The 24,028-nt window shown below is 42.7% G+C and carries 22 protein-coding genes; 4 read left to right on the forward strand and 18 right to left on the reverse strand.

The features are described 5' to 3' along the window. Positions 1 to 182 precede the first annotated feature (182 nt). Complete coding sequence (locus tag MICAI_RS05450) at positions 183 to 1,310, forward strand: class I SAM-dependent methyltransferase (RefSeq protein WP_008198896.1); 1,128 nt, start codon at positions 183 to 185, stop codon at positions 1,308 to 1,310. Positions 1,311 to 1,357: 47 nt separating this feature from the next. Here the strand turns inward: MICAI_RS05450 and bchB are convergent, their stop codons facing one another. From bchB to MICAI_RS05480, 6 genes are all read right to left on the reverse strand, one after another. Continuing rightward, positions 1,358 to 2,884, reverse strand: a complete 1,527-nt coding sequence (bchB, locus tag MICAI_RS05455; protein ID WP_008198899.1) for a ferredoxin:protochlorophyllide reductase (ATP-dependent) subunit B — start codon at positions 2,882 to 2,884, stop codon at positions 1,358 to 1,360. 155 nt (positions 2,885 to 3,039) lie between these two features. Beyond that, complete coding sequence (locus tag MICAI_RS05460; RefSeq protein WP_002761980.1) at positions 3,040 to 3,636, reverse strand: ParA family protein; 597 nt, start codon at positions 3,634 to 3,636, stop codon at positions 3,040 to 3,042. A gap of 149 nt (positions 3,637 to 3,785) precedes the next feature. Next, positions 3,786 to 4,373, reverse strand: a complete 588-nt coding sequence (locus MICAI_RS05465; protein ID WP_008198902.1) for a hypothetical protein — start codon at positions 4,371 to 4,373, stop codon at positions 3,786 to 3,788. Between the two features lie 224 nt (positions 4,374 to 4,597). Beyond that, on the reverse strand, positions 4,598 to 5,071 hold the full coding sequence (locus MICAI_RS05470) for a tRNA (cytidine(34)-2'-O)-methyltransferase (RefSeq protein WP_008198903.1): 474 nt from the start codon (positions 5,069 to 5,071) through the stop codon (positions 4,598 to 4,600). Between the two features lie 160 nt (positions 5,072 to 5,231). Next, positions 5,232 to 5,573 carry a hypothetical protein gene (locus MICAI_RS05475; RefSeq protein ID WP_008198906.1) on the reverse strand — a complete coding sequence of 114 codons (342 nt, stop codon included), beginning with the start codon at positions 5,571 to 5,573 and terminating at the stop codon, positions 5,232 to 5,234. Between the two features lie 516 nt (positions 5,574 to 6,089). Next, positions 6,090 to 7,133: a DNA cytosine methyltransferase gene (locus tag MICAI_RS05480; protein ID WP_008198908.1), complete on the reverse strand. Its 1,044-nt coding sequence runs from the start codon at positions 7,131 to 7,133 to the stop codon at positions 6,090 to 6,092. A gap of 944 nt (positions 7,134 to 8,077) precedes the next feature. Between MICAI_RS05480 and MICAI_RS05490 the strand changes: the two genes are divergently transcribed. Next, entirely contained in the window at positions 8,078 to 8,623 is a 546-nt protein-coding gene (locus MICAI_RS05490; RefSeq protein ID WP_008198914.1) for a hypothetical protein, read from the forward strand. Here the strand turns inward: MICAI_RS05490 and sds are convergent. Beyond that, complete coding sequence (sds, locus tag MICAI_RS05495) at positions 8,620 to 9,591, reverse strand: solanesyl diphosphate synthase (RefSeq protein WP_008198915.1); 972 nt, start codon at positions 9,589 to 9,591, stop codon at positions 8,620 to 8,622. The two genes, MICAI_RS05490 and sds, sit on opposite strands and share 4 nt — an antisense overlap. A gap of 372 nt (positions 9,592 to 9,963) precedes the next feature. Here sds and MICAI_RS05500 point away from each other — a divergent pair, with 372 nt between their 5' ends. Further along, a complete protein-coding gene (locus tag MICAI_RS05500) occupies positions 9,964 to 10,659 on the forward strand; it encodes an HAD family hydrolase (RefSeq protein ID WP_008198917.1) in 696 nt (231 codons plus the stop codon). Here MICAI_RS05500 and MICAI_RS05505 read toward each other — a convergent pair. Continuing rightward, a complete protein-coding gene (locus tag MICAI_RS05505) occupies positions 10,656 to 11,276 on the reverse strand; it encodes a CPP1-like family protein (protein ID WP_008198920.1) in 621 nt (206 codons plus the stop codon). The two genes, MICAI_RS05500 and MICAI_RS05505, sit on opposite strands and share 4 nt — an antisense overlap. An 86-nt stretch (positions 11,277 to 11,362) precedes the next feature. After that, a complete protein-coding gene (locus MICAI_RS05510) occupies positions 11,363 to 12,424 on the reverse strand; it encodes a CIA30 family protein (RefSeq protein ID WP_008198923.1) in 1,062 nt (353 codons plus the stop codon). 582 nt (positions 12,425 to 13,006) lie between these two features. Between MICAI_RS05510 and MICAI_RS05515 the strand changes: the two genes are divergently transcribed. Continuing rightward, on the forward strand, positions 13,007 to 15,334 hold the full coding sequence (locus MICAI_RS05515) for a tetratricopeptide repeat protein (protein ID WP_008198926.1): 2,328 nt from the start codon (positions 13,007 to 13,009) through the stop codon (positions 15,332 to 15,334). A gap of 273 nt (positions 15,335 to 15,607) precedes the next feature. On the opposite strand, the gene MICAI_RS05520 is transcribed toward MICAI_RS05515, so the two are convergent. The 9 genes from MICAI_RS05520 to MICAI_RS26300 all read right to left on the reverse strand — a co-directional run bounded on the left by MICAI_RS05520 (position 15,608) and on the right by MICAI_RS26300 (position 23,917). Then, entirely contained in the window at positions 15,608 to 19,423 is a 3,816-nt protein-coding gene (locus MICAI_RS05520; protein WP_008198928.1) for a serine protease, read from the reverse strand. Positions 19,424 to 19,462: 39 nt separating this feature from the next. Then, positions 19,463 to 20,071 carry a COP23 domain-containing protein gene (locus tag MICAI_RS05525; protein ID WP_008198930.1) on the reverse strand — a complete coding sequence of 203 codons (609 nt, stop codon included), beginning with the start codon at positions 20,069 to 20,071 and terminating at the stop codon, positions 19,463 to 19,465. Between the two features lie 59 nt (positions 20,072 to 20,130). Next, positions 20,131 to 21,231 (reverse strand): S1C family serine protease, encoded by a 1,101-nt coding sequence (locus MICAI_RS05530; RefSeq protein ID WP_008198931.1) that lies wholly within the window; start codon positions 21,229 to 21,231, stop codon positions 20,131 to 20,133. Positions 21,232 to 21,374: 143 nt separating this feature from the next. Then, positions 21,375 to 21,869 (reverse strand): tetratricopeptide repeat protein, encoded by a 495-nt coding sequence (locus tag MICAI_RS05535; RefSeq protein WP_008198933.1) that lies wholly within the window; start codon positions 21,867 to 21,869, stop codon positions 21,375 to 21,377. Between the two features lie 275 nt (positions 21,870 to 22,144). Continuing rightward, positions 22,145 to 22,483, reverse strand: coding sequence for a HepT-like ribonuclease domain-containing protein (locus MICAI_RS05540; protein ID WP_008198934.1), 339 nt, complete (start codon positions 22,481 to 22,483; stop codon positions 22,145 to 22,147). Then, positions 22,480 to 22,773, reverse strand: coding sequence for a nucleotidyltransferase family protein (locus tag MICAI_RS05545; RefSeq protein ID WP_002763046.1), 294 nt, complete (start codon positions 22,771 to 22,773; stop codon positions 22,480 to 22,482). Before MICAI_RS05545 ends, MICAI_RS05540 begins: the two co-directional genes overlap by 4 nt. A 278-nt stretch (positions 22,774 to 23,051) precedes the next feature. Beyond that, a complete protein-coding gene (locus MICAI_RS05550) occupies positions 23,052 to 23,396 on the reverse strand; it encodes a hypothetical protein (RefSeq protein WP_002798281.1) in 345 nt (114 codons plus the stop codon). Positions 23,397 to 23,404: 8 nt separating this feature from the next. Beyond that, on the reverse strand, positions 23,405 to 23,752 hold the full coding sequence (locus MICAI_RS05555; RefSeq protein ID WP_008198940.1) for a Tse2 family ADP-ribosyltransferase toxin: 348 nt from the start codon (positions 23,750 to 23,752) through the stop codon (positions 23,405 to 23,407). 3 nt (positions 23,753 to 23,755) lie between these two features. After that, positions 23,756 to 23,917 carry a hypothetical protein gene (locus MICAI_RS26300; RefSeq protein ID WP_008198942.1) on the reverse strand — a complete coding sequence of 54 codons (162 nt, stop codon included), beginning with the start codon at positions 23,915 to 23,917 and terminating at the stop codon, positions 23,756 to 23,758. Positions 23,918 to 24,028 lie beyond the last annotated feature (111 nt).

The raw sequence follows: 24,028 nt of genomic DNA on the forward strand, positions 1-24,028 counted from the left end.
TGCTGATACGTCTGTAATAATTTAAGAGTCACTGATAATTGCTGATTGTCGGTATTTTTGCAAATGTTAGATGCACCCTTCCTAATTCCCACTTCCTAATTCCCACTTCCCATTTCATAATTCCTAATTCCCACTTCCCATTTCATAATTCATAATTCATAATTCATAATTCCCTGATCAAGATGAATTTAGAAGCAATCATCCTAGAGGAAATTAAACAATCAGCGGCGGGTCGAATTAGCTTCGAGCGCTGGATGGATTTAGCTCTCTATCACCCCGATTATGGCTATTACACCTCTGGAAAAGTAGAAATTGGCTCAAAAGGAGATTTTTTTACTTCCTCGTCCCTAGGGGCAGATTTTGGTGAATTGTTGGCAGAGCAATTTGTCGAGATGGCGGAATTTTTGGGCAATTCGCGAGGATTTACTTTAGTGGAAGTGGGAGCAGGTTCGGGAATTTTAGCCAAGGATATCCTTGATTATTTAAGTCATAGCTATGCTGATTTTTATCAAAATCTCAGTTACATAATTATCGAACAATCTCAGAAACTCAGGCAAAGACAACAGGCAACTTTAGCGGGATATTCCCCGGTATCTTGGCAAAGTTGGCCGAATTTAGACGATAATTCCCTTGTGGGTTGTGTGTTTAGTAATGAGTTAATCGATGCTTTTCCTGTCCATCGAGTTGTGATTGAGTCAGGAGAATTGCGAGAAATTTATCTAGGATTGGGGGAACCTTTTCAGGAGATTATCGCAGATTTATCCACCGATAGAATCAAAGATTATTTTGATTTAGTGGGGATAAATATTCCCTCCCCACTTTATCCGGAGGGTTATCAAACCGAGGTAAACTTATTAGCTTTGGACTGGTTAGAAACGGTTAATCGGAAACTCGATCGAGGTTATATCTTAACCATAGATTACGGTTACACTGCCGAAAAATATTATCATCCCCAAAGAAGTCAAGGAACCCTACAATGTTATCGACAACATCAGCGTCATGATCATCCTTATTTGTGGGTGGGAGAACAAGATATTACCACTCATGTGGATTTTACTGCTTTACAACGTCAAGGGGAGAAATTAGGCTTAAAAAATCTCGGTTTTACTCAGCAAGGATTATTTTTAATGGCTTTAGGATTAGGGGATAGATTAAATCAACTTTGCCAAGGAAAAATCGATATATTAACTATATTTCAGCGTCGAGATGCCTTACATCAATTAATAAATCCCACTGGTTTAGGAGGATTTGGAGTGTTAATTCAGGGAAAAGAAGTAGAGGAAAGAATACTTAAGGGATTAAGCAAATAACTAAAAAAATAGGGCTGAATGCTGTTAACTTTCAGCCCCAAAAATAATTAAGCTCCTACAGATTCTTTAGCGGCATACATTACCTCTAAAGTTATTTCACCAATCCCTCGCTCCCGGGCGAATTTTTCGGTATTTCGTTTGACTTTTCCGCGCACAAAACCGGGTATTTTCTGTAATTCTGTCGTAGCTTCCTTATTCCAATTTAGGTCAGAATCTGCCGAAATACCCTTAGTAATTACCTCTTTGGTATCATGACCACCGAATATCTCTAATAGGTGATCTTCCATACCCAAAGTAAAGGAATTATAGACCAAATCGGCGATCTGATTAGTGCCTTCGTAACCCAAGAAAGGTTTATAACCGAGGGGGAAATTTTGGATATGAATAGGTGCGGCAATTACTCCACAGGGAATATCTAAACGTTTGCCAACATGACGTTCCATTTGAGTACCAAATATCGCCGCTGGTTCTAATCGAGCAATAGCATCTCCTATCGCGCCATTATCATCGCTAATTAACACTTCATCGCAATATTCACTCACTTGTTCCCGGAACCAATCCGCGTCATACTTACAATAAGTACCCGCTAAAACCACATGAATTCCCATCTCCCTGGCGAGAATTTTTGTCATAGCGGCTGCGTGGGTATTATCACCAAAAACCACCGCTTTTTTCCCCGTTAAATTCTGACAGTCAATGGAACGAGAAAACCAAGCAGCTTGGGAGATATGCAGAGTTTGTTCATTGATAAAATCTTCGTAATCTACTGCCGCACCTTGGTTATTAATTACCTCTTGAATTTGGCGAATACAGCGGGCTGTTTCCACCACTCCCATGGGGGTAATATCAACGTAGGGCATGGCGAATTCACTTTCGAGATATTTGGCTGTCATTAATCCCACTTCTCGATAGGGAACCAGATTAAACCAAGCGCGGGGCAGATTCTTTAAGTTTTCCACCGAGGCAGCTTCGGGAATAATTTCGTTAACTTCAATGTCCAAATCTGCCATTAACCGCTTTAATTCCGTGCGATCATGTTGGTTATGGAAACCGAGGGTGGTAATACCGATAATATTAACCGAAGGTTTGGGGGTTTTCTCCGAGATAATTTCCCCTCTTCTCTGGGCTTTATCGAGGTAATATTTGATAATTTGATAGAGGGTTTTATCGGCCGCTTGTAGTTCATTATAGCGATAGTGGTTAACATCGGCCAGCAGCACATCCCCCTCGGCATCCTGTCGCGCTCTTTCGACAAAGTTTTGTAAGTCCTCTTGGAGAATGCTGGAGGTACAGGTGGGGGTTAAAACGATTAAATCGGGACTTTCTTCGCGATCTTTGCGAACAATATTATCGACGACTTTTTCTTGGGAACCCCGGGCTAAAACATTACGATCGACAATACTAGCAGTGACGGGGGTAAAATTACGCTCCCTTTCCAGCATCGAGCGCATGACGTTAAAATAATCGTCTCCCAGAGGAGCGTGCATGATAGCATGAACATTTTTAAAGGAACTGGCGATCCTTAAAGTGCCAATATGAGCGGGACCCGCATACATCCAATAGGCCAATTTCATAGAGGGTTCTCCTACAGTCAGACTTTTTTGATTGTCTCAGACTTTACGGATTTAGGAGTGAACGCTTAACGGAAGATTACAAAAAGTCCCCATGCAGATTAAGTATCTTTTCGGGGAAAAATGACACAAATATTAATGTTAACTTTTTTAACAATTTATGTCATGAGGGCAAAAATTTCTTTACCGACCGCTTGGTAACAAAGCCAACCGAAATTCGACCGGGGGTCGGGATAATCTTTGACGATGACTCCCTTTTCGGCCGCTCGTTCAAAAGCCACTAAACGGGGAATTTCTCGCTTAAATAGCGGTAATTTTGCTTCTTCTAGAGCTTTCCGCGCTTCCCGTCCTGTTTTTGTCCGTGAATCCACTTGGGTTAAAAGAACTCGATAATTATCGGTCATCGTGGACAGCAATTCTACCGCTTTAATGGTGACATCGATATCGAGATGATTGGGAGTGGTGGGTAAAATTAATAAATCGCTGCCCTGGGCCAAATCTTTTAACTCGTCTGGCTCTGGTCGGGCCTGGGTATCGACGATAATATGAGTGTATTGTTTCACCAGTCCCGTCGCTCCAGCTTGGGACGCTACCATAAAAGGAAGGGTATCTTCCCGGGACCAGTGGAGAGCCGAACGATTTTTATCCGCATCAATCAATAGGGTGGGCGCTTTTTCTTGAAAATAGGCGGCCAGATGAATCGATGTGGTGGTTTTCCCGACCCCTCCCTTCAGTGCTACGACGGAAATAATCATGAACGGCTCGATCGAATAAGTGAGTATTTTCTAGTGTACTCCCAGACGGACTGAAAACCTGCTAAGTTTCCCTCCGTCAGGGCTATCAGTCAGGATTCTAGATTTTTGAGCGTGGCTCTCTCGATATCATATCGATAACTTTTTCCCCTTTAACGCACACATCTATTATCTTGGCGAATATCCCAACTACCATCAACACGAAATAAAAATAAACAGCGTTTGTCGGGTGTACCAGAAGCAACTAAAGTAATTCTGCCTAACTGTCCCCAAGAACCCCCTAAACCCCCCTTTGTATCGGCCCAACTAGCGCGATAAATTTTGCCTTTATTACCCGCCGGTCCACTAACTCGGCGTAGGGTAGAATTATTAGTATCGATGCTAACGCCGCGAGTGATCGGGATCCAATCGGTGACATTTTCACAGCGGCCTCCTTGTACTTTGGCCACTTTAATCTGTTCGGGTTCACTTGCTGTCATACACAAAGATAGGGGGTGAGAACCTCCTCCTGTGGCTTGATAACGGGTATTTTTCCACTGTTGTGATATTTCAAAGGTGGCGAGATTTAAGCGAATCCAAGCCATTAAACGATGATAAACAGAAAGGGCAATGGTTAAGAGAATTGCTAATAAAATTAGGGTAACTAACATCTCGACTTGAGTTAAGCCAGAGGTGGATTTTTGCCGATTAAAAAGCTGTAACTTGCGAAAAGTATTAGGAGAAAGGTCGAAGATATTCATGAGACTAATCTTGCCTTTTTATTTTCAATAAATTATGGGATTAGAAAGGAGCAAAAATTAATTTGCGCTAGGATAATCCACATAATTTCTTGCTGTTATTACGGACAAAATTGACGGCGATCACTATTTTGCTGCTCCGGGCAAAAATCAGCTAAATAAAAGCAATTTTCTAATTTTTGGGTCAATTCAGTCTATTGGCTCTGTTTATATAGCAAAATGTCCCGCTAACGAATAAATCCCAATTGTCGTCTGGCCTCGAATAATCCGATCGCCACACTAACGGAAAGATTTAAACTTCTCACCCCCGGTTCCGCCATGGGAATATAAACTGTATCATCACATTGATTTAATAAATCTGCCGGAATACCGTCGGTTTCACTGCCAAAAAGTAGCCAATCTCCGCTTTGATAGCTGTATTCCACATAACTACTGCTGCCGCGCACGCTAAACCCGATCGCCCTTCCGCCGCTCTTTTGTTGATATGCACAAAAGTCATCTATTGTCAAGTGGTACATAAGTTTTACATAGGGCCAATAATCTAAGCCGGCCCGCTTCAGATAGCGATCGCTAATTTCAAAACCCAAGGGACCAACTAAATGCAATTCTGTCCTCGTTGCGGCGCAAGTACGGGCAATATTCCCCGTATTTGGCGGAATTTGCGGATTAATTAAAACCACTCGTAAAATCGCTTCAGTCATCAGTTATCAGTTATCAGTTATCAGTTATCAGTTCAGTGTTCACAGCAAAAAACTCCCCACCTCTCAATTCATAATTGATAATTTAAATTTATAATTCCCACTTCCCATCTCCCTTGGGTGAGGACTAACTATACTGGATTTTGCCCCACCCTACTCAAACTTATTTTAAATTGGTATAACTATCCATACTCAACGGAACTAAATCGCCATGGATGGTCAAACCTAACAATATTGTTTCATTAGCGGGGATTAACTTGCCTGTGAGAGCGCAAATCTCATTTTTTCTAGCTGTAGCGTTAAATACTGCCCTTATATCGGTGGCACAAAACTGAGGTCGATAATCTCCTGATTTCTGCTGAACGAAATTCCATAGGACATCGCGAATGAGTGCTTGATAACCTTGATTGCCGGAAATCTCTTTCAGCTTGTCCTTAAGGACTCTTTCCAGACGAATGCTGGTGACTTCCATATCGGTAGTGGTGGTGCGTGTGATTGTCCGCATAATTTTTTCTCCCGAATACTAAACCTATTGGTGTTACAAGTGTAGTATAAGAAAGATACCTTTAACCAGCAAAACCGGCGAAACCATCACCTCTGCTGCTCTTTTATTGTTACCTCTAAGGAAAAACCGCGTCTAGTCAGAATCCTATTTTGGTGCTAGAAAAAACATTGCTTATAGCCTATTTATCAAGAAAATTTTAGGTAGAATGCGTTAGGTAATCTCTCATTGTTAGGAAAAAAATCAAGCTCTTGTTAAGGAACGGATATTTAATGAGTAAGTAGGGAGGCACAATTATTTGTAGGATGGGTTAGGGGTAGCGTAACATGAGCGGGTGTTAGGTTTCATGCTTCAACCCAACCTACGTTCTATTTTTCCCATTTTTGAACTCTCGAAAATTAATTAGGCAACAAATCCACTGTTAATCCAGTTAGAGTCGAGCATAAACAGCGATCATATTGAGCGAATAATAACTATTCTTGATATAGCCAAACCCCTAGAAAAAATTGTTATTGTTCCTCAGATTGACAATAACTCTAATTGTCTCCCCTGTAAATCCTTAACCCTAATATTTTCTTGAGAATCTCTGGATAAATCTAAAGCTTTAATCACCTCTTTTGCCACCGCTTTTACCACGGGAATGGCCACAGAATTGCCGAACTGTTTATAAGCTTGGACATCGCTAACAACAATCTGAAAACTATCGGGAAATCCCTGTAATCTTGCCCATTCTCTAGGGGTCATTCTGCGGACGAATAATTTATTTACCTCTCCCTTAATGCGAGTAACCGGAGTAAAATTAGTCAGTCTTTGATCGATAACTAAATTTCTTTCTTTTCCCATACCTCCCACCACAATAGCATTAGCGATACCATCGGGAGAAATAATCTCATAACCGAACCCATTACCTTTATTTTGGTGTCTGGCCCTGTGTTTAAACAAAGTTTCTAAATACTGATTAGAGAGATAATATTTAACGCTGACTTCCTTTTCTTCTAGGATATCTTTGAGACAAGTTTCTTGATGGGTTGGTTGAGGATAGGAAAAATGGTAAATATTTAAATCTTCTCGAAAACCGACGATAAAAATTCGGGGACGGTTTTGAGGAACCCCAAAATATCTGGCATTTAAAATCTGGGGACTAGGGACAAAATAATGCAGATCCTTTTCTAGTATATCTAAAATAGTTTTTAAAGTTTTCCCTCGATCGTGGTGAACTAAACCCTGGACATTTTCTAAGATAAAAGCTTTCGGTTTCTTTTCGTGTAGGATCCGGGCAACTTCAAAAAATAAGGTTCCGCGTGCATCTTCAAAACCGTGTTTTCTGCCAGCGATACTAAACGCTTGACAGGGAAACCCGCCGCACAGTATATCATGATCGGGGACAGTTTTTACCTCTAATTTTCTGATGTCTTGATTATCGGGTAAATGACCATAGTTAGCTAAGTAAACCTTTTGGGAGTGAGGATCGATTTCCGAAGAAAAAACGCATTGACAACCGAGATTCTCTAGGGCGATTCTAAATCCTCCTATACCGGCAAATAAATCAATAAAAGTCCACATATTTTCTCTATTCTAAGCTTCCGTTTTGATCCCTGAGACGATATTATACCGGCTAAGTACCTAAGCAAAATTAATTACACATCCAAACCGTCAGCAGTTACTCCGTCAGCTTTTTGCTGTGATCAGTAAACAGTGAACTAAAAACTCAAATCTGATCCCGTCTCCTGTCTCCTGTCTCGACTGGGAAATTAATTTTGCACGACTACTTATCTTAGATTTTAGTATAAATTCTCGAATCTTTCTGGCCATCTCCCCCCGCAACACCAGGGAAGTGGTCTTCCCTGTCTGGGTAATTTTTTTCTCCCCAATACTAAACGGATTGGTGTTACAAGTGTAGTATAAGAAAGATACCTTTAACAAGCACAACCTAGAAACGGTTTTAGGGTTACTGAGTTTAGAAGTATTAGGAATAGGTGCAGCCTTAAACTGAAAACTGTAACTCCTAAATTATCATCTGCAAAAGTTCCCTGACTTCGTTGTCAATTTAAAGTCAGGGATTAAGGGTTTGCTTGACCCAAATTCGGAATTGTTTTAATACTAAAGCGACCATTACTGGTAGATTTAAAAGCCTATTTCTCATTAATTTCTCATGATTTCCCTGGAGATATTTTAAGGAAGCAAATAAAGTGGGTATTAAGTATTGAGTTAATTCTTCTACCATTTGAGGAATTGCCAAGGCGGGGGACTGACATTGAGAGCGTAAGTCCGGATTCCTCTCTTTTTTCGGTCGTTGCTTAGAGTGCGTTTTCCCTGACTCACCTCTGACCTCTCCGCTTTATTTTACCATTTTTTACTTTTTTTCTCTTGGATAATCAGCTAATCTTGATAATTGAGCTTCTTGCTTAAGTTGACACCAATGACCGCGTGCGGCCAAAATGTAATAGATAGATATTTGTCCAAAATTGAGATGCACCCGTTTACTGTTTACTGATTAAGGTTATCAAATGAACGAGACAATAACTTTTCGGATATCACCAATAATTAGGGTAACTTTATTAAGTTTATACATAGCGTTAACTATCCCCTTACCCTTTTTAGCAAAAGTCACTAATTCCCCCGTTAATCCCCATCTTCTCTGGGTAGGGATTAGCTTAGGATTAATCGCTTTATACGGAGCTTTAAGTGAAAGAGTGATTTTATCAGAAACAGGGATACAAGTTACCTATCCCCAATGGTTTCCCGCTTTTCTTCGCTCTGGTTGGTGGTTAAATTGGACAGATATAAAAGAACTTAAATGTCGCAGTACGGGACAGGGTGGTTTAGTTTATTATTTCCTTGATCGCTCCTCGGAAAAAGCCTATTTATTGCCGATGCGAGTAGTGGGATTTAATCGCATGGTCAAAATAATCGAGGAAAAAACTAACTTGGATATGACTGATATTCGCCCCCTTTCTCAGCCTTGGATGTATGGAATTCTTTTTACTCTCACCCTATTTTTATTATTAGTCGATGCTTGGACTATTGCGACGGCGAGAACTATTATTCCCTAATAAATTCGGCTCAAAACGTAATCTACTAGCTCGATTAACACATCTTTTGAGGGAGAAGAAGCTAAACAGTCAAGGTGTTTTAAGGCACTTTGACCGTATTGATTGGCTAACTCTTTTGAGCGAGGAATCCCTTGGCTAGAGTGAATAAAATCAAGAGCTTTTTCTAGGTCTCCTTCCTGACTAAATTCCCGTTCGATTAACACTTCTATATAGGGATTTTCCTCCATGGCAAAGAGAGCGGGAGCGGTGATATTACCACTGATCAAATCGGAGCCAGAGGGTTTTCCTAAGACTTCCGTGGGGGAGGTAAAATCAAGAATATCATCGACGATTTGAAAAGCTAATCCTAAATCACGACCATAATTATATAAATGATGATTAACTTCGGCCGATTGCTCGCTTAATACCCCAGCGGCTTTGGCACTGTTGGCAATTAAAGAAGCAGTTTTGTAGTAACTTTTTTCTAGATAAGCTTCTAAGGAGATACTGGTATCAAAGCGATTAATTCCCTGTTGAATTTCCCCTTCAGCAAAATCGCGAATCACTTCCGAGAGCAATTTTACCACTTCTAAATTATCTAAATTAGCTAGATACCAAGAGGATTGAGCGAAAAGAAAATCCCCCGCTAAAACCGCCACGCGATTGTCAAATAAACTGTTAACGGTGGGAACACCGCGCCGCAATTCTGCCTCATCTACCACATCATCATGGACAAGACTGGCAGTGTGGATCATCTCGGTGATTTCCGCTAACCGACGATGACGGGGAGTGATATCCCGGTCTAACATGGTAGCGCGAGATACCAGCAACACGATCGCCGGTCGAACGCGTTTACCGCCAGCCTCGAACAAATGTTCTGCCGCCGCCGCTAAAATGGGATGACGAGCGCCGACGAGGTTTTTTAAGTTATCGGTCAAAAGACGGAGATCATCGTCAACGGGTGCGAATAAAGAAGTTGTTGGGATCATTGGTTAGCCAATTGGCGAGATAGTTACGAAAGTTTACATATCCTTACATTTATTTTAAGCTAACCGTCCAGACTAGGGAAGGGGAAGCATCAGTAATCAGTAATCAGTAATCAGTAATCAGTGAGGGATTGGGGGTTGGGGTTTTAGAGTTTTAGGGTTTTAGGGGTTGGGGTTTTAGGGTTTTAGGGTTTTAGTTGAAATTTCCCCACTTCCCCACTTCCCCACTTCCCCACTTCCCCCCACACCCCACACCCCACTTTCCACACCCCACTTCCCTCATCCCTAATCTTTTTCCCGACAAAACCCTTGTCATTGTCAAGACTCTAGGGTAACTTGTATATAAAAATTAATAAAGCGAGAAGTATTAGAACGATGTTGAGACTAATTAGCGACTTTGACGGCCCGATAATGGACGTATCGGAGCGATATTACCAAGTTTATCAATACTGTTTACAGAAAACCGCCTATAAAGGTCAAATTATCGGGGAATTATCGAAAGCGGAATTCTGGCAGTTAAAACGGGATCAGGTTTCTGAGAAGCGTATCGGGGAAATGTCAGGATTAGATGAAGATCAGGCGCGTAAATTTGCTCATCTTCGTCGTCAAACTGTTCATACTTTACCCTATCTTGTCCACGATCGCCTGGTGGTTGGTTCTTTGGAAACTCTCCAGAAAATCCAAGAGTTAAAGATCGATTTAGTCGTGATGACGATGCGGCGGGTATCCGAGCTAGATCATGCCTTTAATCGCCACGATATCGGTCGTTTTTTCGCCGCTAATCGTCGTTATTGTCTAAATAACAATTACACCAAAACCAACGACGTGCGCGACAAAACCCTGCTTATGGCTAAGGCCGCTAAGGAACTGCCGGCGGCTGCCGATACTTGGATGGTGGGGGATACGGAAGCGGATATTGCCGCCGCTAAGAGCCAAAATATTAAGGTTATTGGCGTATTATCGGGGATTCGCAGCCGTTCCCGTTTAGAGAGCTACGAGCCTGATTATATCGTCAATAACCTTGGGGAGGCAGTGGACGTGATCTTAGGATCCCTACGAGCGATTGGTTAACGGAAAAAACTACTAATCACCCAAAAGATCAGAAAAGTGACGAGCGCATAAATTTGGCGATCGCCAAAAATATTCAAATCAGCCTTGGCCGCTAAACTGGCTAATCCCGCTCCCAGAGCGACTCCTAGCACTAAACCAGCGAGAGTGAACAGTAAGGCGCGGCCAAAACGTTTTTCTTTGCGGTTGAAAAAATAGATATTAACGAAAACGCCAAAAGCTAAGAGCAGCGGTAAGAGGGAGCCACTGGGATCGGGAACTAACAGCGTTATTGCTCCTAAACAAGCGTAAATCACTGCTGGTACGCCGATATCCTGTGCAGAAGGTGTATCGATTGAGCTTTTCCACCAGTTAGGAGATTTACTGCTAGTAACTGGTTTACTTTCCACCGGAATCGTCAGACGTTCGGGAAAACGAATGCGATCGGGTACTTTAATCCTACCTTCCTGTCGCATCCGCAGTCGATCCATGAGGACAGAATCGTAGGCCGCCTCGATCAATTCGACAATTTTGCTATCATTCTGATACTGTTGCACCAGTCTTTGTTTGGCCTCTTGAATTTCTTCAAAAGAGGATTCTTCAGTAACCCCAAGTTGTTCGTAGGGATTCTGTTCACTCATGAACATACCTCCTTAATTATGCTCCCGATAGTCATGATCTTAACCCTATGTTCTGTAGTTTAACTTGAGAGCCAAGCTTATTTAAATTAATTAAGTTTAGCGAAAATCTGAGCAGAATCGATCGCTTCGTAGGGATAACCACTGGCATCTAAAAGGCTTTTTTCGGCGATTTCTCCTTCTTTAACGATAATTAAGCGGTTTTTGCCACCGTAGGCTTTAATTGTGACAATTTCTAAAGCAAATAACCCCGGAGAGAAACGGGGATTTAAGGCCCCATCGTACTCGAATTTACTCTGCATTAACTGCAAAGCATAGACGCTACTGCTATCAAAGGGTGCTGCCTCTCTCATCGTTTTGGCGCGCACCACCGGGATTAAATCGCGAAAGGGAATAGAAATCGTTTGCTGGGTGCGATCAAGTGTATCAAAAGAATAACAGTAACCGATGCCATCCCAACGTCCTTCACAGCGCAGAATTAATTTATAGCGTTTTCCGTCCCCTTGTACCTGTAATTCTATTCCCTCGTAGTTAGATAAATTTAGGGGAGGATTCAGGTTTCTGGTACGAACTGAGGCAAAACCACCGTTATTTTCGGTTCTAACGATACCAGAAAAGAGAGCGCGTCCTCCAGTTAGGGTTATCTGACTCTCGCTCACTCCTCCCATTACCACATCATCCACCGCACCCCAGATTTCTTTTATATCACTGCTGGGATTGCTAAAGTCAAAGAGGGTTTTTTCGGCGGTTATTCCGGTATTTTTCAGTAAATCGAGTAAATTAGCTAAACTATGGCGGTTATTCTCCCCTTGACAGTAGATAATCTCATCAATCCCCGTGAATAATTGCGGGGTTTGCAGAGCGAATAAATCGACATTTTCGCCGAATAATTGACGAGCATCATCAATATTATCGACTAAAGCGCGAATTTGATAGTTTTGCTGCTGTAGTTGAGCGATTACCTTTCTAACGATCGCATTTTCACCACCAATGACTAAAATAGTCTTCATGCCTTGCTCATTTGTTAGCTGAATTTTTTTATCTTCCCCGAAACCGAGCAGCTTTTGCAGACAACTCCAGAGGGGAATACTATCAAAATAGTCGAGAGTTTGCCAAAATCTCTGAAAATCCCAGTTTTTTGATTCAGCCATAACTTTTCTCTCCTTACTGCCGTTAATTTTTATTTTATCGAGTTAGTTTGGCTGTTTGAGACCAAAGAGTCTCAAAACTAACCAGATCAAAGGGGGTTTTAATGGTAATTACTGACAATTGCCGAAAATATAGCAGTTATCTTAGTCGCTGGTCTTCGATCGTCAACATCAAGTTAGATTATACTTCATATTTGTGAGAAACGCCATATATTTACTGTCAATTTTTTTATGATCATGCCACAAAAATCTGGCTCTTCTAGAGCGATGATATATTGATATAAAATAATCGCATCAAGCTTTGCCAAGTAAAATTTATCAGAATTTAAAAAGCAATTTTAATAAAAAATATTTTTACTTTGTACAATTCTATACTATCTAAGTTTTTAAGCTCATTAAAACTAATAATTTGCCATAACCAGTCTAGGATAGCCAACGGCAGGAAGTCGCAAAAGTTGTGGAGTCAATTAACAATCAGCCCCGAAAGTGTCTTGACTATCTAACCCCCTTTGAGGTATTTTATTAAATATGATCGGATAGTGATGCAATTCAGATTTGAGTTTACTACAAATTTTTTTAATCATCATGCCACAACAATCCTTAATCCCTAAAACCCCAACAGATCAAGCCCTGGCCACTCCTCTAGCACAAAATAGTTTAAATGTCAAGCTTTTGAAAAAAATATTTTTATTGTCTCCCCTGTTGTTTTGGGAATTATTTGGTTTAGAAGTTAGCTCGGTTAAAGCAGTAGAAAACCTGCAATGTCCTGTCATTTCTAGGGAAGAAGTTGATACTAATGCTCTGAAAAGAGAAATTGCTAATTATTCGGCCACTCTGCGAGTCTATCCTAGTGATCCTAGTACGATTAGACTTTATCTTCAACGGGGAATGGCGCGAGAAAAAATCAACGATCAAAAAGGTGCGATCGATGATTTCAGTCAATACATTTGGTATAGTAATTATAATGCTCCCGGATTCAAAGATCGAGAGTTACTAGCCCAAGCCTATTATCAAAGAGGTGTGTTAAATTTAGCCATGGCCAAGGAGCAGCGTCAGCTGAAATTATTAGAAGCTGCTCGATCAGATTTTCAGCAAGCCTTTAAATATAATCCCAATAAAAGCGAAGTTTACTTTAACCTAGCAGTTATTGCCTCTTTGCTCGGTCATCAATCCTTGGCTTTAGATTATTACCAGCGTTTCATCGGTTATGAAACTGAAAATTATCGCGGCTATTATCATCGAGGAAACCTTTACTCTCACTTAGGCAATTATGCGGCGGCCATCAAAGATTATGACCTGGCTATTTCATACCAACCCGATCTAATTGAAGGCTATTATAATCGGGCCATAGCATTAGAAAAGATAGGCGGCAAAAGAGAAGCTTTTAAGGATTACAAAATCGTCTTAAAATGCTCACCTAACTTATTTTTAGCCAAGAATGCTCCTAGCAGTTATCAAAACCGTGCTAGAGTACAAATTGAAATCGCTGACGAGGAAGTAGAATTAGCCAACTTATCTTCTAATTCCCCCCAAGGGTATCAAACAGCGATCGAGTATTATAATGGAGCCATCAAAGATTTAGCACTTGTCATTCGTATTAATCCCAACTACGATAAACTTCCCCATGCTAGAGCATTTCTTAAACGGGGTTATGCTCACCTAAGACTCAACAATAATCAAGGGGCAATTCAAGATTATAACCAAGCAATTTATCTGCAACCCCAAGACGCAAAAGCTTATGTATATCGGGGGTTAATGCGGGCCAATAAATATCAAGAATACGCAGGAGCTTTAGAGGATTTTACTGCGGCAGTGGCACGAAATCGTCACGATGCAGCCGCTAACTATCATCGGGGGTTAGTGCTGTATAAATTGGGGCGTTATCAGGAGGCAGTAGATAATTATAATATTGCCTTAGCCCAAGATGATCGGATTAATATACCTAGTTTTACTTCTCGCTCTGTCTGTAGCGAAAATATCCAAGAATCTGCCGACAAAAATTATTTTTATAACTCCAGAGAAACCGATTTTCGTCCTAATTATAACCTCTCTTGTCATGCTCAAGCCCGGGGAGATGCTTATTTTGCTCTGAAAAATTTTGCTGCGGCCGAAAGAGATTATACTACTTATATAGTTGCCTATCCTAACGATCCAGAAGGGTATCATAAACGGGCCAATGCGCGTTTTGAAAAAGGGGACAAACAGGGAGCGATCGAGGATTATAATGTATTCCTACAAAAAGTCCGTGATGCGAGAATTTTCTATAGTCGTGGTAATAGTAGCGCTGACGTGGGAGATGACCAAGGAGCGATTGCAGATTACCTGCAATCTTTGAGCATTAATCCTATCGATGTGACAGCGTATAGTAATCGGGGAAATGCACGCACGGATACCGCTACTATTCCCGATAATGTACAAGTAACACCGAGAATATCGGCCAATCCGATCGCCTATAATAATCGTGGTATTATTCGACGACAAACTGGGGATAAGGAAGGTGCTTTAGAGGATTTAGATAAGGCAATTAGCTTGAATTCCAATAATCCGATCGCCTATAATAACCGGGGAGTGATTCGCTTTGATTTGGGAGATAATGCCGGAGCTTTGGAGGATTTAAATATGGCTATTGCTCTCCAGTCTAACTATGCTGAAGCTTACTATAATCGAGGTTTAGTTAAGGAAAAAATGGGCGATAAAAGGGCAGCGATCACCGATTATCAATTAGCAATTACTCATCAGCCAAATTATGGCGAAGCTTATTATAATTTGGCGCTTGCCACCTACGATGATAAAAATCCTAGTAGTCGAGTAGTGAGCCTTAACTATTTGCAAAAAGCCGCTAATGCCTTGATAAAAACCGGTAATTTAGAACTCTATGAACGGGCGGTAGAATGGATGTTAAAAATGCAGTAATTTATCGAAAAAATAAGCTAATTTTTGACAAAGACTTCAAGACTTGGCTATTTCAAGCCTTCAAAGAGCGGGGGAGTCTCTTATTGCCGATCAATTAGCCGCTAATCATCATACAAGGTTGGGTTTCCTTACGTCAACCCAACCATAGACCCAAGGAAACCCAACAAAAAGATTCAGACGGATTTAGGTGTTGGGTGTTGGGTTTCGCTTTTCCTTAAGAATTGAGAGGTTTTCTTTAACATATTTATTCGCTCAACCCAAGCTAGAAAACTACTACAGTTGCGAGAACAGTTTTCGAGCATCGGCGATGATTTTATCACCCCAGAGATTTTTTTGCAGGGTTTCAACCTGAGCAAATTCAGGGTCGATTTTAAGCGCACTTTTCGCGAGTTTGATCGCTTTCCCCGTATCGCCTTGACGGTAGAGAGTAACAGCGAGAGCCAGTTGATTTTCGGCAGATTGGGGGTTAATTTCGAGACTTTTTTGAAATTGGCTACTAGCCAAGTTTAGATCGCCTTGTTCGTAATGAATTAAGCCAATATTGGTAATCGCAATTAGATTTTTTTCGTCCAGTTCAAGAAGTTTTTGATAGTCTTGTAATGCCTCGCTATAGCGTTTCTCTCTTTTGTAAATGTCTCCCCGGAAACTATAAGAGTCCTTGCGATTGGGATCGAGAGCGATCGCCCGATTAAAATCCGCTAGAGCTAAATCCCATTTTTGAGTTTGATAGTAAAGGATTCCTCGCGTAGAGTAAAATGAAGCATTGTCCGGCTTAAGCTCGATCGCCTTATTAAAATCCGCTAGAGCTAAATCCCATTCTTGCCATTCTAGGTACTTGGATCCGCGGACGAAGTAGGCACCGGGAAATTGCTTGATCTCGATAACTTTCGTGATATCTGCAATCGCTAAATCCCATTTCTTTTGTTGCTCATAAATAATATAACGTTGTAAATAAGCCGACCAGTATTTCGGATCGAGTTCGATCGCCCGACTGTAATCAGCTAAGGCGATATCCGATTTTTGCTGTTGTCGGTAAATTTCCCCACGGTTGTAATACAGTTCTGCATCGTTACTATTAAGCTTGATCGCCTTGTTATAATCGGCGAGGGCGAGATCGAATTGATTTTGATCGCGATAAATATCTCCCCGATAGCGATAGGCTAACTCGAAATAAGGATTAATTCGGATCGCTTGGCTTAAATCGGTGAGGGCCAGATCCCATTCTTTTCGATCCCAGTATAGAATTGCTCTAGCTCCGTAAGCGAATTCGGGGTATGGCGAGAGTTCGATCGCCTTGTTAAAATCAGCGAGGGCGAGCTCCCACTTTTGTTGTTGAAAATAAACATTTCCTCGATTGACATAACTACTAAAATAACCGAGTTCGATCGCCTTGTTAAAATCGGCGAGAGCGAGATCCCACTTTTTCTGGTTAATGTAAAGATTTCCCCGCAACTGGTAACCGTTGCCGGAATTCGGATCGAGTTCGAGCGCTTTATTAAAATCCGCTAGGGCTAGGTCCCATTCTTGCCGCTCCGTATAGAATCGCCCGCGAGTCTCGTAACCCAGGCCGGAATTCGGATCGAGTTCGATTCCTTTCTGATAATCCGCCAGAGCTAAATCCCATTTTTGCCATTTTTCGTAAGCGAAACCGCGCATTGAATAGGCGACAACGGAATAAGGATTAATTTCGATCTCTTTTGTGAGATCGGCGATCGCTAACTCCTCTTCACTTTGAAAAATATAAAAAATACCTCTCATTCCATAAGATTTAGGATCATTAGGATCGATGGTAATTGCTTTGTTAAAATCCGCTAGAGCTAAATCCCATTGTTTTCGATCCGTGTAAAAACTTCCCCGGCTTATGTAGGCTGCCGCGAAATTAGCATCGATCTCGATGGCTCGGTTATAATCAGCCAGGGCTAAATCCCATTCTTTCCGCTCTTCGTACACATCGGCGCGAGCTATATAAGCCCTAGAGTTATTCGGATTCAACGTCAGAGCTTGATTATAATCGGCTAAAGCGAGATCCCATTTTTTTATGTCCTTGTATGTATTCCCGCGATTGCTATACCAACTGGAGCGAGGAGCGATTTCTATGGCGCGGTTAATCGCTGCTAAGGCTCGATCGTACCGTTTTACGTTTTGTAGTGCCGACGATAGACTATTGTAATAGTTGGGATTCTGGGGAGAGATTTTGATCGCTTGTTCAAAACTATCGATCGCTTTTTCGGATTGATTCATCTGCTCATAAAATACACCCTGATAATTTAAAATTTCCCCATGAAATTCCGAACCTTTCTCGCGAGCGGGTAGAGTAGCGAGGACTTGATCGAGGGCTTCGAGTGCTTCTCGAGCTTTGTATTTGCGCCCGTAAACCCTTGCCTTACCGTACCAAGCTAAATAGGTATATTCGGGATTGTTTAATTGTATCGCCCGATCGAAGGCTTGCAGGGCCCGCTCGTCTTTTTTCAAGCGCCAGAGTTGATTTCCCCGCTCGATCCAGATGTCTGCGGAGGCGTTGGTTTCCGGTACTTCTACACTGACAAGAGTGCGATCAATCTCCTGCTGTTGTTGTGCTGTTAACTGGGGTTGAGCGGTAACGAAAGAAGATAATTTAACTCGAAATCTTTCCTGTAAACCGATAAAACTATTAATGGGAATCCCTAAGCTAAAACCTAGCTGAATTTTACCCTTAACCCCCTCGGAGCGCCCGTGAATACCGATCACCTGTCCTGCAGCGTTTAAGACTGGACCGCCGCTCATACCGCCGAAGGTAATACTGGTATAGACCATATCGTAACCGCCGCTCAGGGAACTAACCCTGATCGATGCCCCACTTTGGGTAATCGTAAAATCACTCTGTCGCGTGGCGAGAAGTCCTTCCTCCTGACTTTTCACCGCACCGCCGCTAAAGAGCCATCCCGCTCGTTTATCGCCGATTTTGGGAAATCCCGCTACAAAAACGGGACTCTCCCGATTGGGGCTATAGTTGGCGATTTCTGCGACCGGATAATTCTCGTTACTCTCGAAGGTAAAAATGGCCAGATCGACCCCTTCCTGTCGAATAATGGTTTTTCGGTCGAGGGGAAGGGTTTTGCCGTCGCTGGTGGTGAGGGTATAGGTGTAATCGGCACAGGTTTTCTCCTCGGAGATTTTCTCACAGAGGACATGATCCGCAGTCAGGACAGTGTAGGTTTTTCCTTCGCGGGCGATAATTACGCCACTTCCATTGGCTTTACTGCTACTATCGATCCGGACGGTGAAACCCTTCGCTTTTGTTTCTAATTGGGCGATATAGCCAGTATAGGTGGGGTTTTCGATGCCCGGTGAGCTTTTCGGTAAGGGTAATTGGTACGCGGTGAGGATTTCGGGCCGGATGTAGGTTAATAGGGTATTGATGGAAATGCCCCAGTTAACCGCTCTCATCTGTTGGATTTCCGCGTCTGTGGGTTTTGTACCGTCCTCGTAGATGTAGTTAGAGAGAATCGGATGGGCCGATCGCCCGTTAATGCCGATTAACTCATCCTCGAAAAAGATACCACCGCCACTCATTCCCTGCACGATATCGCCACTATAACCGACGCTGTAGCCCTCCCGGAGGGGTCGATCGCTTGTTTGTTCAATTTTCCCGTTATCGGTGGTGTACTGCCCCGTTTCTGCGGAATAACCGGTTACAGTGATATCTAGTTCCGCATCCGGGGAAATGGCGCGAATTTTAGCGATCGGATAATCCCTGGTATCGCTAAACTCCACGAGGGCCAGATCCTTATCTTTTAAAAGGGAATTCGGCGCGATCGAGGCTGTGCGGGTTTGGCCGTCGTGGGTTTGGATCTGTAGGGTGGTCGCGCCGCGGGTAACGTGAGCGTTGGTCAAAACGAGGTATATACTGCCTTTTTTCCCGATAATGATTCCCGATCCCCGATTTGTCTCGCTAGTAATCTTAACGGTGACTTGACGGATCGATCGCTCGATCTGCGCGTTTGGGCTGTCTTCCGCCACGATCGCCGGAGCAGAGAAAGGGGATAGCGCTTTAACCGGTACGACGGGCAGAAGTAGGAGGCTTAGGAGTAGGGGAAAGGGTTTCAACATGGTTATTATGGGGAAATTCGGGGTAAAACAGCGAAAATTCTAGCGGGTGGGAACGCAATTATTTTGCGGGCCAGCAGATCTCGTACCACAGGGTGCGTCGCGATCGGCGAGTGGAGCTTTGGCGAAAAACTCCCTAATCGAGATATAGGTTTTATCTCCGGAATTCTGGAGGAGCATATCCGAGGTTTTCCCCTCTAGGATGTCCATGAGTTGTTGCAAGACTAAATCTGGATTGTCGTGGGGTTTAAGGGTAAAAAGTTGGCTATTACCATCGCAGGGATCGCCGGATCGTGAAACGCTGCAGATGATCGGGTATCCCTTCGCCCGGCCGGTGGTGAGATAGTTAAAACGCCCTTGATTATAGGCTTCCTGGAATTTTTTCGTGACTTCCTCGCAACGAACCGGGGAACGTTTGGAGAAATATTCCGATTTCCAGCCGATAATCCGCACATTGCCGCTCCTTTGGGGAATCCAAGCGAGGGTAGCGGGTATTTTTCCTCCCGATGCGCGATCGAACACCTCTTTACAGAAGAAGGTGACGCCATTCGGGGTGGTCGATTGGCTGAAACCGGGGGCGATACCACCGAGGAGGACAGTGGCGAGGAGGCCGACGCAAGCGAGACGGTGGGAAATATATCTAGAGTTCATAGGGATAGTTCCTCAGAAAATAGGGATTAGAATCGTGATTAGGGTCAAAATGGGATTATTTAAGGGTTAGCGGCGGCGTTGAGGGTGTAGCGACCCGATTCACCCCCTTCGCGAGAGGTAGCCACTAGGATATAAACTCCATCGGCGGGTAATTCGGTTACAAGTCGAGCGTTAAAATCCCCGGGGGCGCGATCGACACGCTGGTCACTACGGGCGACCTGTGGGTATTTTGTCCCCTCGGAAGATTGGAGAACGCGATAGAGGACAAGATAGGGAGCGATCTCGTTGCTGTTCATATCCAGAACGATTTTCTGTCCGGCACGACCCTCGAACCCGTAATATTGCTCGTTTTGGTCTTTGGTCAAGTTGCCTTGAACGGTCTGACCGTTAAGAGGGAGGGCGAGCAACCGTATCCGCTCTTGCTGTCCTAATGTTGAGACGGTGGAGACATCGCCTGTTTTAACTGCGGTGAGGAAAGCTTGCAGGCGATCGAGGGAAACGGCGAAATTAATGCCGCTCTGGGTAAGGCCGATCGGGTTTCCCGCACCGTCGTAAACGTAACTCCCGATATCGCCTGCGACGTTAACCCCCACCACTTCCCCCCGTGAATTCAAAAGCGGCCCGCCGGAATTGCCTTTGTTGATATTAGCGTTGTGTTGCACAATGCCTTTTTCGGGGTCGAGACGGCTGATAATGCCCTGGGTGAGGGTGTTTTGATAGTCCTCGTTTAAGGGTGTGCCGATGGCGAAAACGCTTTCGCCGACTTTGGCGGAGTTCGCACGGGCGAGGGGAAGATAGGGCAGGTTTTGGCGGTTATAAATCCGCAGGACGGCTAAATCCACGCCATTTTTAGCGAAGCCGATCACGTCTGCCGAGGCCTGCTGTCCGTTGGAAAATTTCACCGTCACCACCCGCGGTCCGTCCGCAACAACGTGGGCGTTGGTAATGATGATACCGTCGGGACTGACGAGAAAGCCGCTACCGTGGCCGCTGCCATTTTTGACGGTGACGACGGCGGGGCTGGCTTTCTGATAGACTCTAGAAGCGGTCTGCTCCTGCGCGAGGATGGGTGGAACGTTTTCCATCAGGAAGTTTCCTGGTTGAACGAGTAGGCCAGTGGTGGCCAGTAGCACCGATAGGGTGAAAGTAATTGGTTTCATCGGGTTGGCTCCTCTTTAGTCGAGGGATACTTGCAAGGATGTTATCGTTGGTTTTTTTCCAATTATGCGATTAAGTTTTAAGTCTTCAGGTTGCTTTTTTCACAAAAGTTTAGAGGGGGAGAGCGATCGCTCTCCCTTGCAACTTACGCACCTATCTGCCGTAGTGCTTCTATGGCGCTGTTGTACATTTCTGTGTTTCCCTGCTGGCGAAATAATTCGGCGGCCGTTGTTAGATCGGCGATCGCATTTTGTCTCTGGTTAAATGCGAGATGGACGTATCCGCGGAAATGGTAAGCGTAGGCAGCGCGGGGGTTTAGTCGGATCGCGGTGTTCAGGTCTTGAAACGCCGGCCGCCATTGTTCGCGAATCGTGTAAATCATGCCCCGACCGAGGTAAGCTTCGGTATAGTCTGGATCGAGTTCGATCGCTCTGGTGAATTGAGCGACGGCGAGATCATATTTTTCCTGTTGGATGTAGTTAATTCCCCGGTTAAAGTGGGCGATCGCTTCTTTGTAGTTCGTTTGAGCGATCAGGGTTTCGGCTGGTTGTCGGCTCTCTAGGGCGATGACGGGGCGAACAGTGGCGAGGGTGGAGAGGCCGATTAGACTGACGGTGGTGAGAAGGGCAAAGGATTTCATGGGTAGTTCCTCGGTGAGGGTGATTTGAGCTTCTACCTAATTCATCGGTTGCTTTTTTGGAAATATGCAGGATAGGGCGATCAATTTTTTTGGCGTTGTCAGATCAGAATAGGAAAGATGCCATGCAATCCTTGCTATCAAAGTAAGGAAACCCAACAATAGACCCAAGGAAACCCAAAAAAAAGATTCAGACAGATTTAGATTTTGGGTGTTGGGTTGCGCTTTTCCTGAGAATTAAGAGGTTTTCTTTAACATATTTATTCGCTCAACCCAACCTAAGAAACTGATTCTAGATGCCTTAAAATCTGTTCTTTCAAATCATCCAAATAATTTTCTACCACCTCCCAAACTGTATTAAGGTCAATTCCCCCTAAATAATCATGTACTAAAATATTCCTAAAACCAGAAATATTACGCCAGTCAACATTGGGAATATTTGCCTTTAATTCCTCCGAAAGCCTTTGAGTTGATTCTGCCAAAGTTTGTAAGCGTCTAATGATAGCATCGCTGATCATTGAATTAGCAAAAAACTCCTGTTTTCCTCCTTGGGAATAGTCCTTAATTTTATCAATACAGTCTAAAATATATTCAAGATAAACTTGATCTTCATTCATAACTTAATTGCCTCCTTTAAGATTCGCTGTTTAATTAGATGATGAAGGCTTTTTTCAGTTACTACATCCACTTTACACCCTAAGAGAGCCTCTAAATCAACTAATAATCCACCGGGAAACCAAGGGGACGTTTTAGCTAAATCATAATCAATTAAAAAATCAATATCACTATTTTCGGTTTCCTCTCCTCTAGCAACGGAACCAAATACACGCACATTAAAAGCACCATGTTTGGTGGCAATTTTTAGGATATCCTCTCGTTTGTCTTGTATGAGTTGTTTTAAGGTCATAAAATAACATCCCTCCCGAAGGTTTTTAATGAACAATTAACAGACTAGACTAGAAAAAACTAAATACTGATAACTCACCCCCCCACTTATTGCCCTAATTGCTGCAAAAATTGCATCACCTTTTCATCAGTTGCCATATTATTCTGTTGGTGGAATAATATAGCTGCTTGTTATAGATCAATTTTTGCTTTTTCGGTTTGTTTTAATTTGGCATATAAAAGACAACGACTACTGACTTTATGAACGGTGGCTAAATAAGTAATCATTGATTTCTCATTTCAGGTTCGCATTAGATTATATTCTTCGCGGATTGATGAAGTTAGAGATTCCAATAAGATTAATTTTTCCTCAATTGACAGGTTTTTTCCTTGTTTAATTAATGTTTGTAAAGGCATTTTTTTTAAATCAAATTCAGGCACAAGTAGAGCCAATTCTTGTGTTTGTTGATTTTGTAAGTCAGTAATTAATTCTTGTAAAAATAAAGAATCATTACTTAAGTCCGAAATTTCATCTTCATAGTTTTCGAGAGCTTCTATTTGTTGAATACGGTCACTATAATTTTTGAGAAGGGATTCGAGAGCTTCGATAATAAATTGGATGTCTTTAAATGATAGAGTTTTCATAGTTTACCTCAACTTACACGATAAAAAAATTCACCAATTACCCTTAAGGCTTGTTGATAGGTTTCTATTGACATAGGAAATAAGGGTTTCCATAACCAGTGATTACCTCGATCATTAATTAATTCTAGCTCACTGGGAATAGAAATTCCCCGATCTAGTTTCCACCAGTTGTTTCCTATTCCCTGAACGGAAAAGGTCGAAATTCCCCCTGGTGTTTGTCCATCAACAAGGGTTTCTTTTACCCATATTTGCCCATTATTTTCATAGATAGCAATATCTTTGTTAGGACGAACATGATCCATTCTGGGAGATGTAGTATTACCTCTACGGTATAAATCAATGGGTGTTTTTATCATTTGTCACCTCCCTAATTTGCGTAAAAGTTGCATCACCTTTTCATCAGTTGCCATATTATCCTGTTGGCGGAATATTATAGCTGCTTGTTGTAGGTCAATTTTTCCTTTTTTGGTTTGTTTTAATTTGGCATATAAAAGACCACGACTATGGATTATAGTAATCATAGCAATTATCGTCGATTGGGTTGACCCAAGGAAACCCAACAAAAAGATTCAGACAGATTTAGGTGTTGGTTGTTGGGTTTCGCTTTTCCTGAGAATTGAGAGGTTTTCTTC

Origin of the sequence: Microcystis sp. T1-4, assembly GCF_000297435.1 — a bacterium.
In the GTDB taxonomy this organism is placed as follows: domain Bacteria; phylum Cyanobacteriota; class Cyanobacteriia; order Cyanobacteriales; family Microcystaceae; genus Microcystis.

Bases quoted from the DNA above. Each gene is read 5' to 3' on its own strand.
- MICAI_RS05450 (WP_008198896.1), top strand. From the start codon at position 183: ATGAATTTAGAAGCAATCATCCTAGAGGAAATTAAACAATCAGCGGCG.
- bchB (WP_008198899.1), bottom strand. From the start codon at position 2,884: ATGAAATTGGCCTATTGGATGTATGCGGGTCCCGCTCATATTGGCACT.
- MICAI_RS05460 (WP_002761980.1), bottom strand. From the start codon at position 3,636: ATGATTATTTCCGTCGTAGCACTGAAGGGAGGGGTCGGGAAAACCACC.
- MICAI_RS05465 (WP_008198902.1), bottom strand. From the start codon at position 4,373: ATGAATATCTTCGACCTTTCTCCTAATACTTTTCGCAAGTTACAGCTT.
- MICAI_RS05470 (WP_008198903.1), bottom strand. From the start codon at position 5,071: ATGACTGAAGCGATTTTACGAGTGGTTTTAATTAATCCGCAAATTCCG.
- MICAI_RS05475 (WP_008198906.1), bottom strand. From the start codon at position 5,573: ATGCGGACAATCACACGCACCACCACTACCGATATGGAAGTCACCAGC.
- MICAI_RS05480 (WP_008198908.1), bottom strand. From the start codon at position 7,133: ATGTGGACTTTTATTGATTTATTTGCCGGTATAGGAGGATTTAGAATC.
- MICAI_RS05490 (WP_008198914.1), top strand. From the start codon at position 8,078: ATGAACGAGACAATAACTTTTCGGATATCACCAATAATTAGGGTAACT.
- sds (WP_008198915.1), bottom strand. From the start codon at position 9,591: ATGATCCCAACAACTTCTTTATTCGCACCCGTTGACGATGATCTCCGT.
- MICAI_RS05500 (WP_008198917.1), top strand. From the start codon at position 9,964: ATGTTGAGACTAATTAGCGACTTTGACGGCCCGATAATGGACGTATCG.
- MICAI_RS05505 (WP_008198920.1), bottom strand. From the start codon at position 11,276: ATGAGTGAACAGAATCCCTACGAACAACTTGGGGTTACTGAAGAATCC.
- MICAI_RS05510 (WP_008198923.1), bottom strand. From the start codon at position 12,424: ATGGCTGAATCAAAAAACTGGGATTTTCAGAGATTTTGGCAAACTCTC.
- MICAI_RS05515 (WP_008198926.1), top strand. From the start codon at position 13,007: ATGCCACAACAATCCTTAATCCCTAAAACCCCAACAGATCAAGCCCTG.
- MICAI_RS05520 (WP_008198928.1), bottom strand. From the start codon at position 19,423: ATGTTGAAACCCTTTCCCCTACTCCTAAGCCTCCTACTTCTGCCCGTC.
- MICAI_RS05525 (WP_008198930.1), bottom strand. From the start codon at position 20,071: ATGAACTCTAGATATATTTCCCACCGTCTCGCTTGCGTCGGCCTCCTC.
- MICAI_RS05530 (WP_008198931.1), bottom strand. From the start codon at position 21,231: ATGAAACCAATTACTTTCACCCTATCGGTGCTACTGGCCACCACTGGC.
- MICAI_RS05535 (WP_008198933.1), bottom strand. From the start codon at position 21,869: ATGAAATCCTTTGCCCTTCTCACCACCGTCAGTCTAATCGGCCTCTCC.
- MICAI_RS05540 (WP_008198934.1), bottom strand. From the start codon at position 22,483: ATGAATGAAGATCAAGTTTATCTTGAATATATTTTAGACTGTATTGAT.
- MICAI_RS05545 (WP_002763046.1), bottom strand. From the start codon at position 22,773: ATGACCTTAAAACAACTCATACAAGACAAACGAGAGGATATCCTAAAA.
- MICAI_RS05550 (WP_002798281.1), bottom strand. From the start codon at position 23,396: ATGAAAACTCTATCATTTAAAGACATCCAATTTATTATCGAAGCTCTC.
- MICAI_RS05555 (WP_008198940.1), bottom strand. From the start codon at position 23,752: ATGATAAAAACACCCATTGATTTATACCGTAGAGGTAATACTACATCT.
- MICAI_RS26300 (WP_008198942.1), bottom strand. From the start codon at position 23,917: ATGATTACTATAATCCATAGTCGTGGTCTTTTATATGCCAAATTAAAA.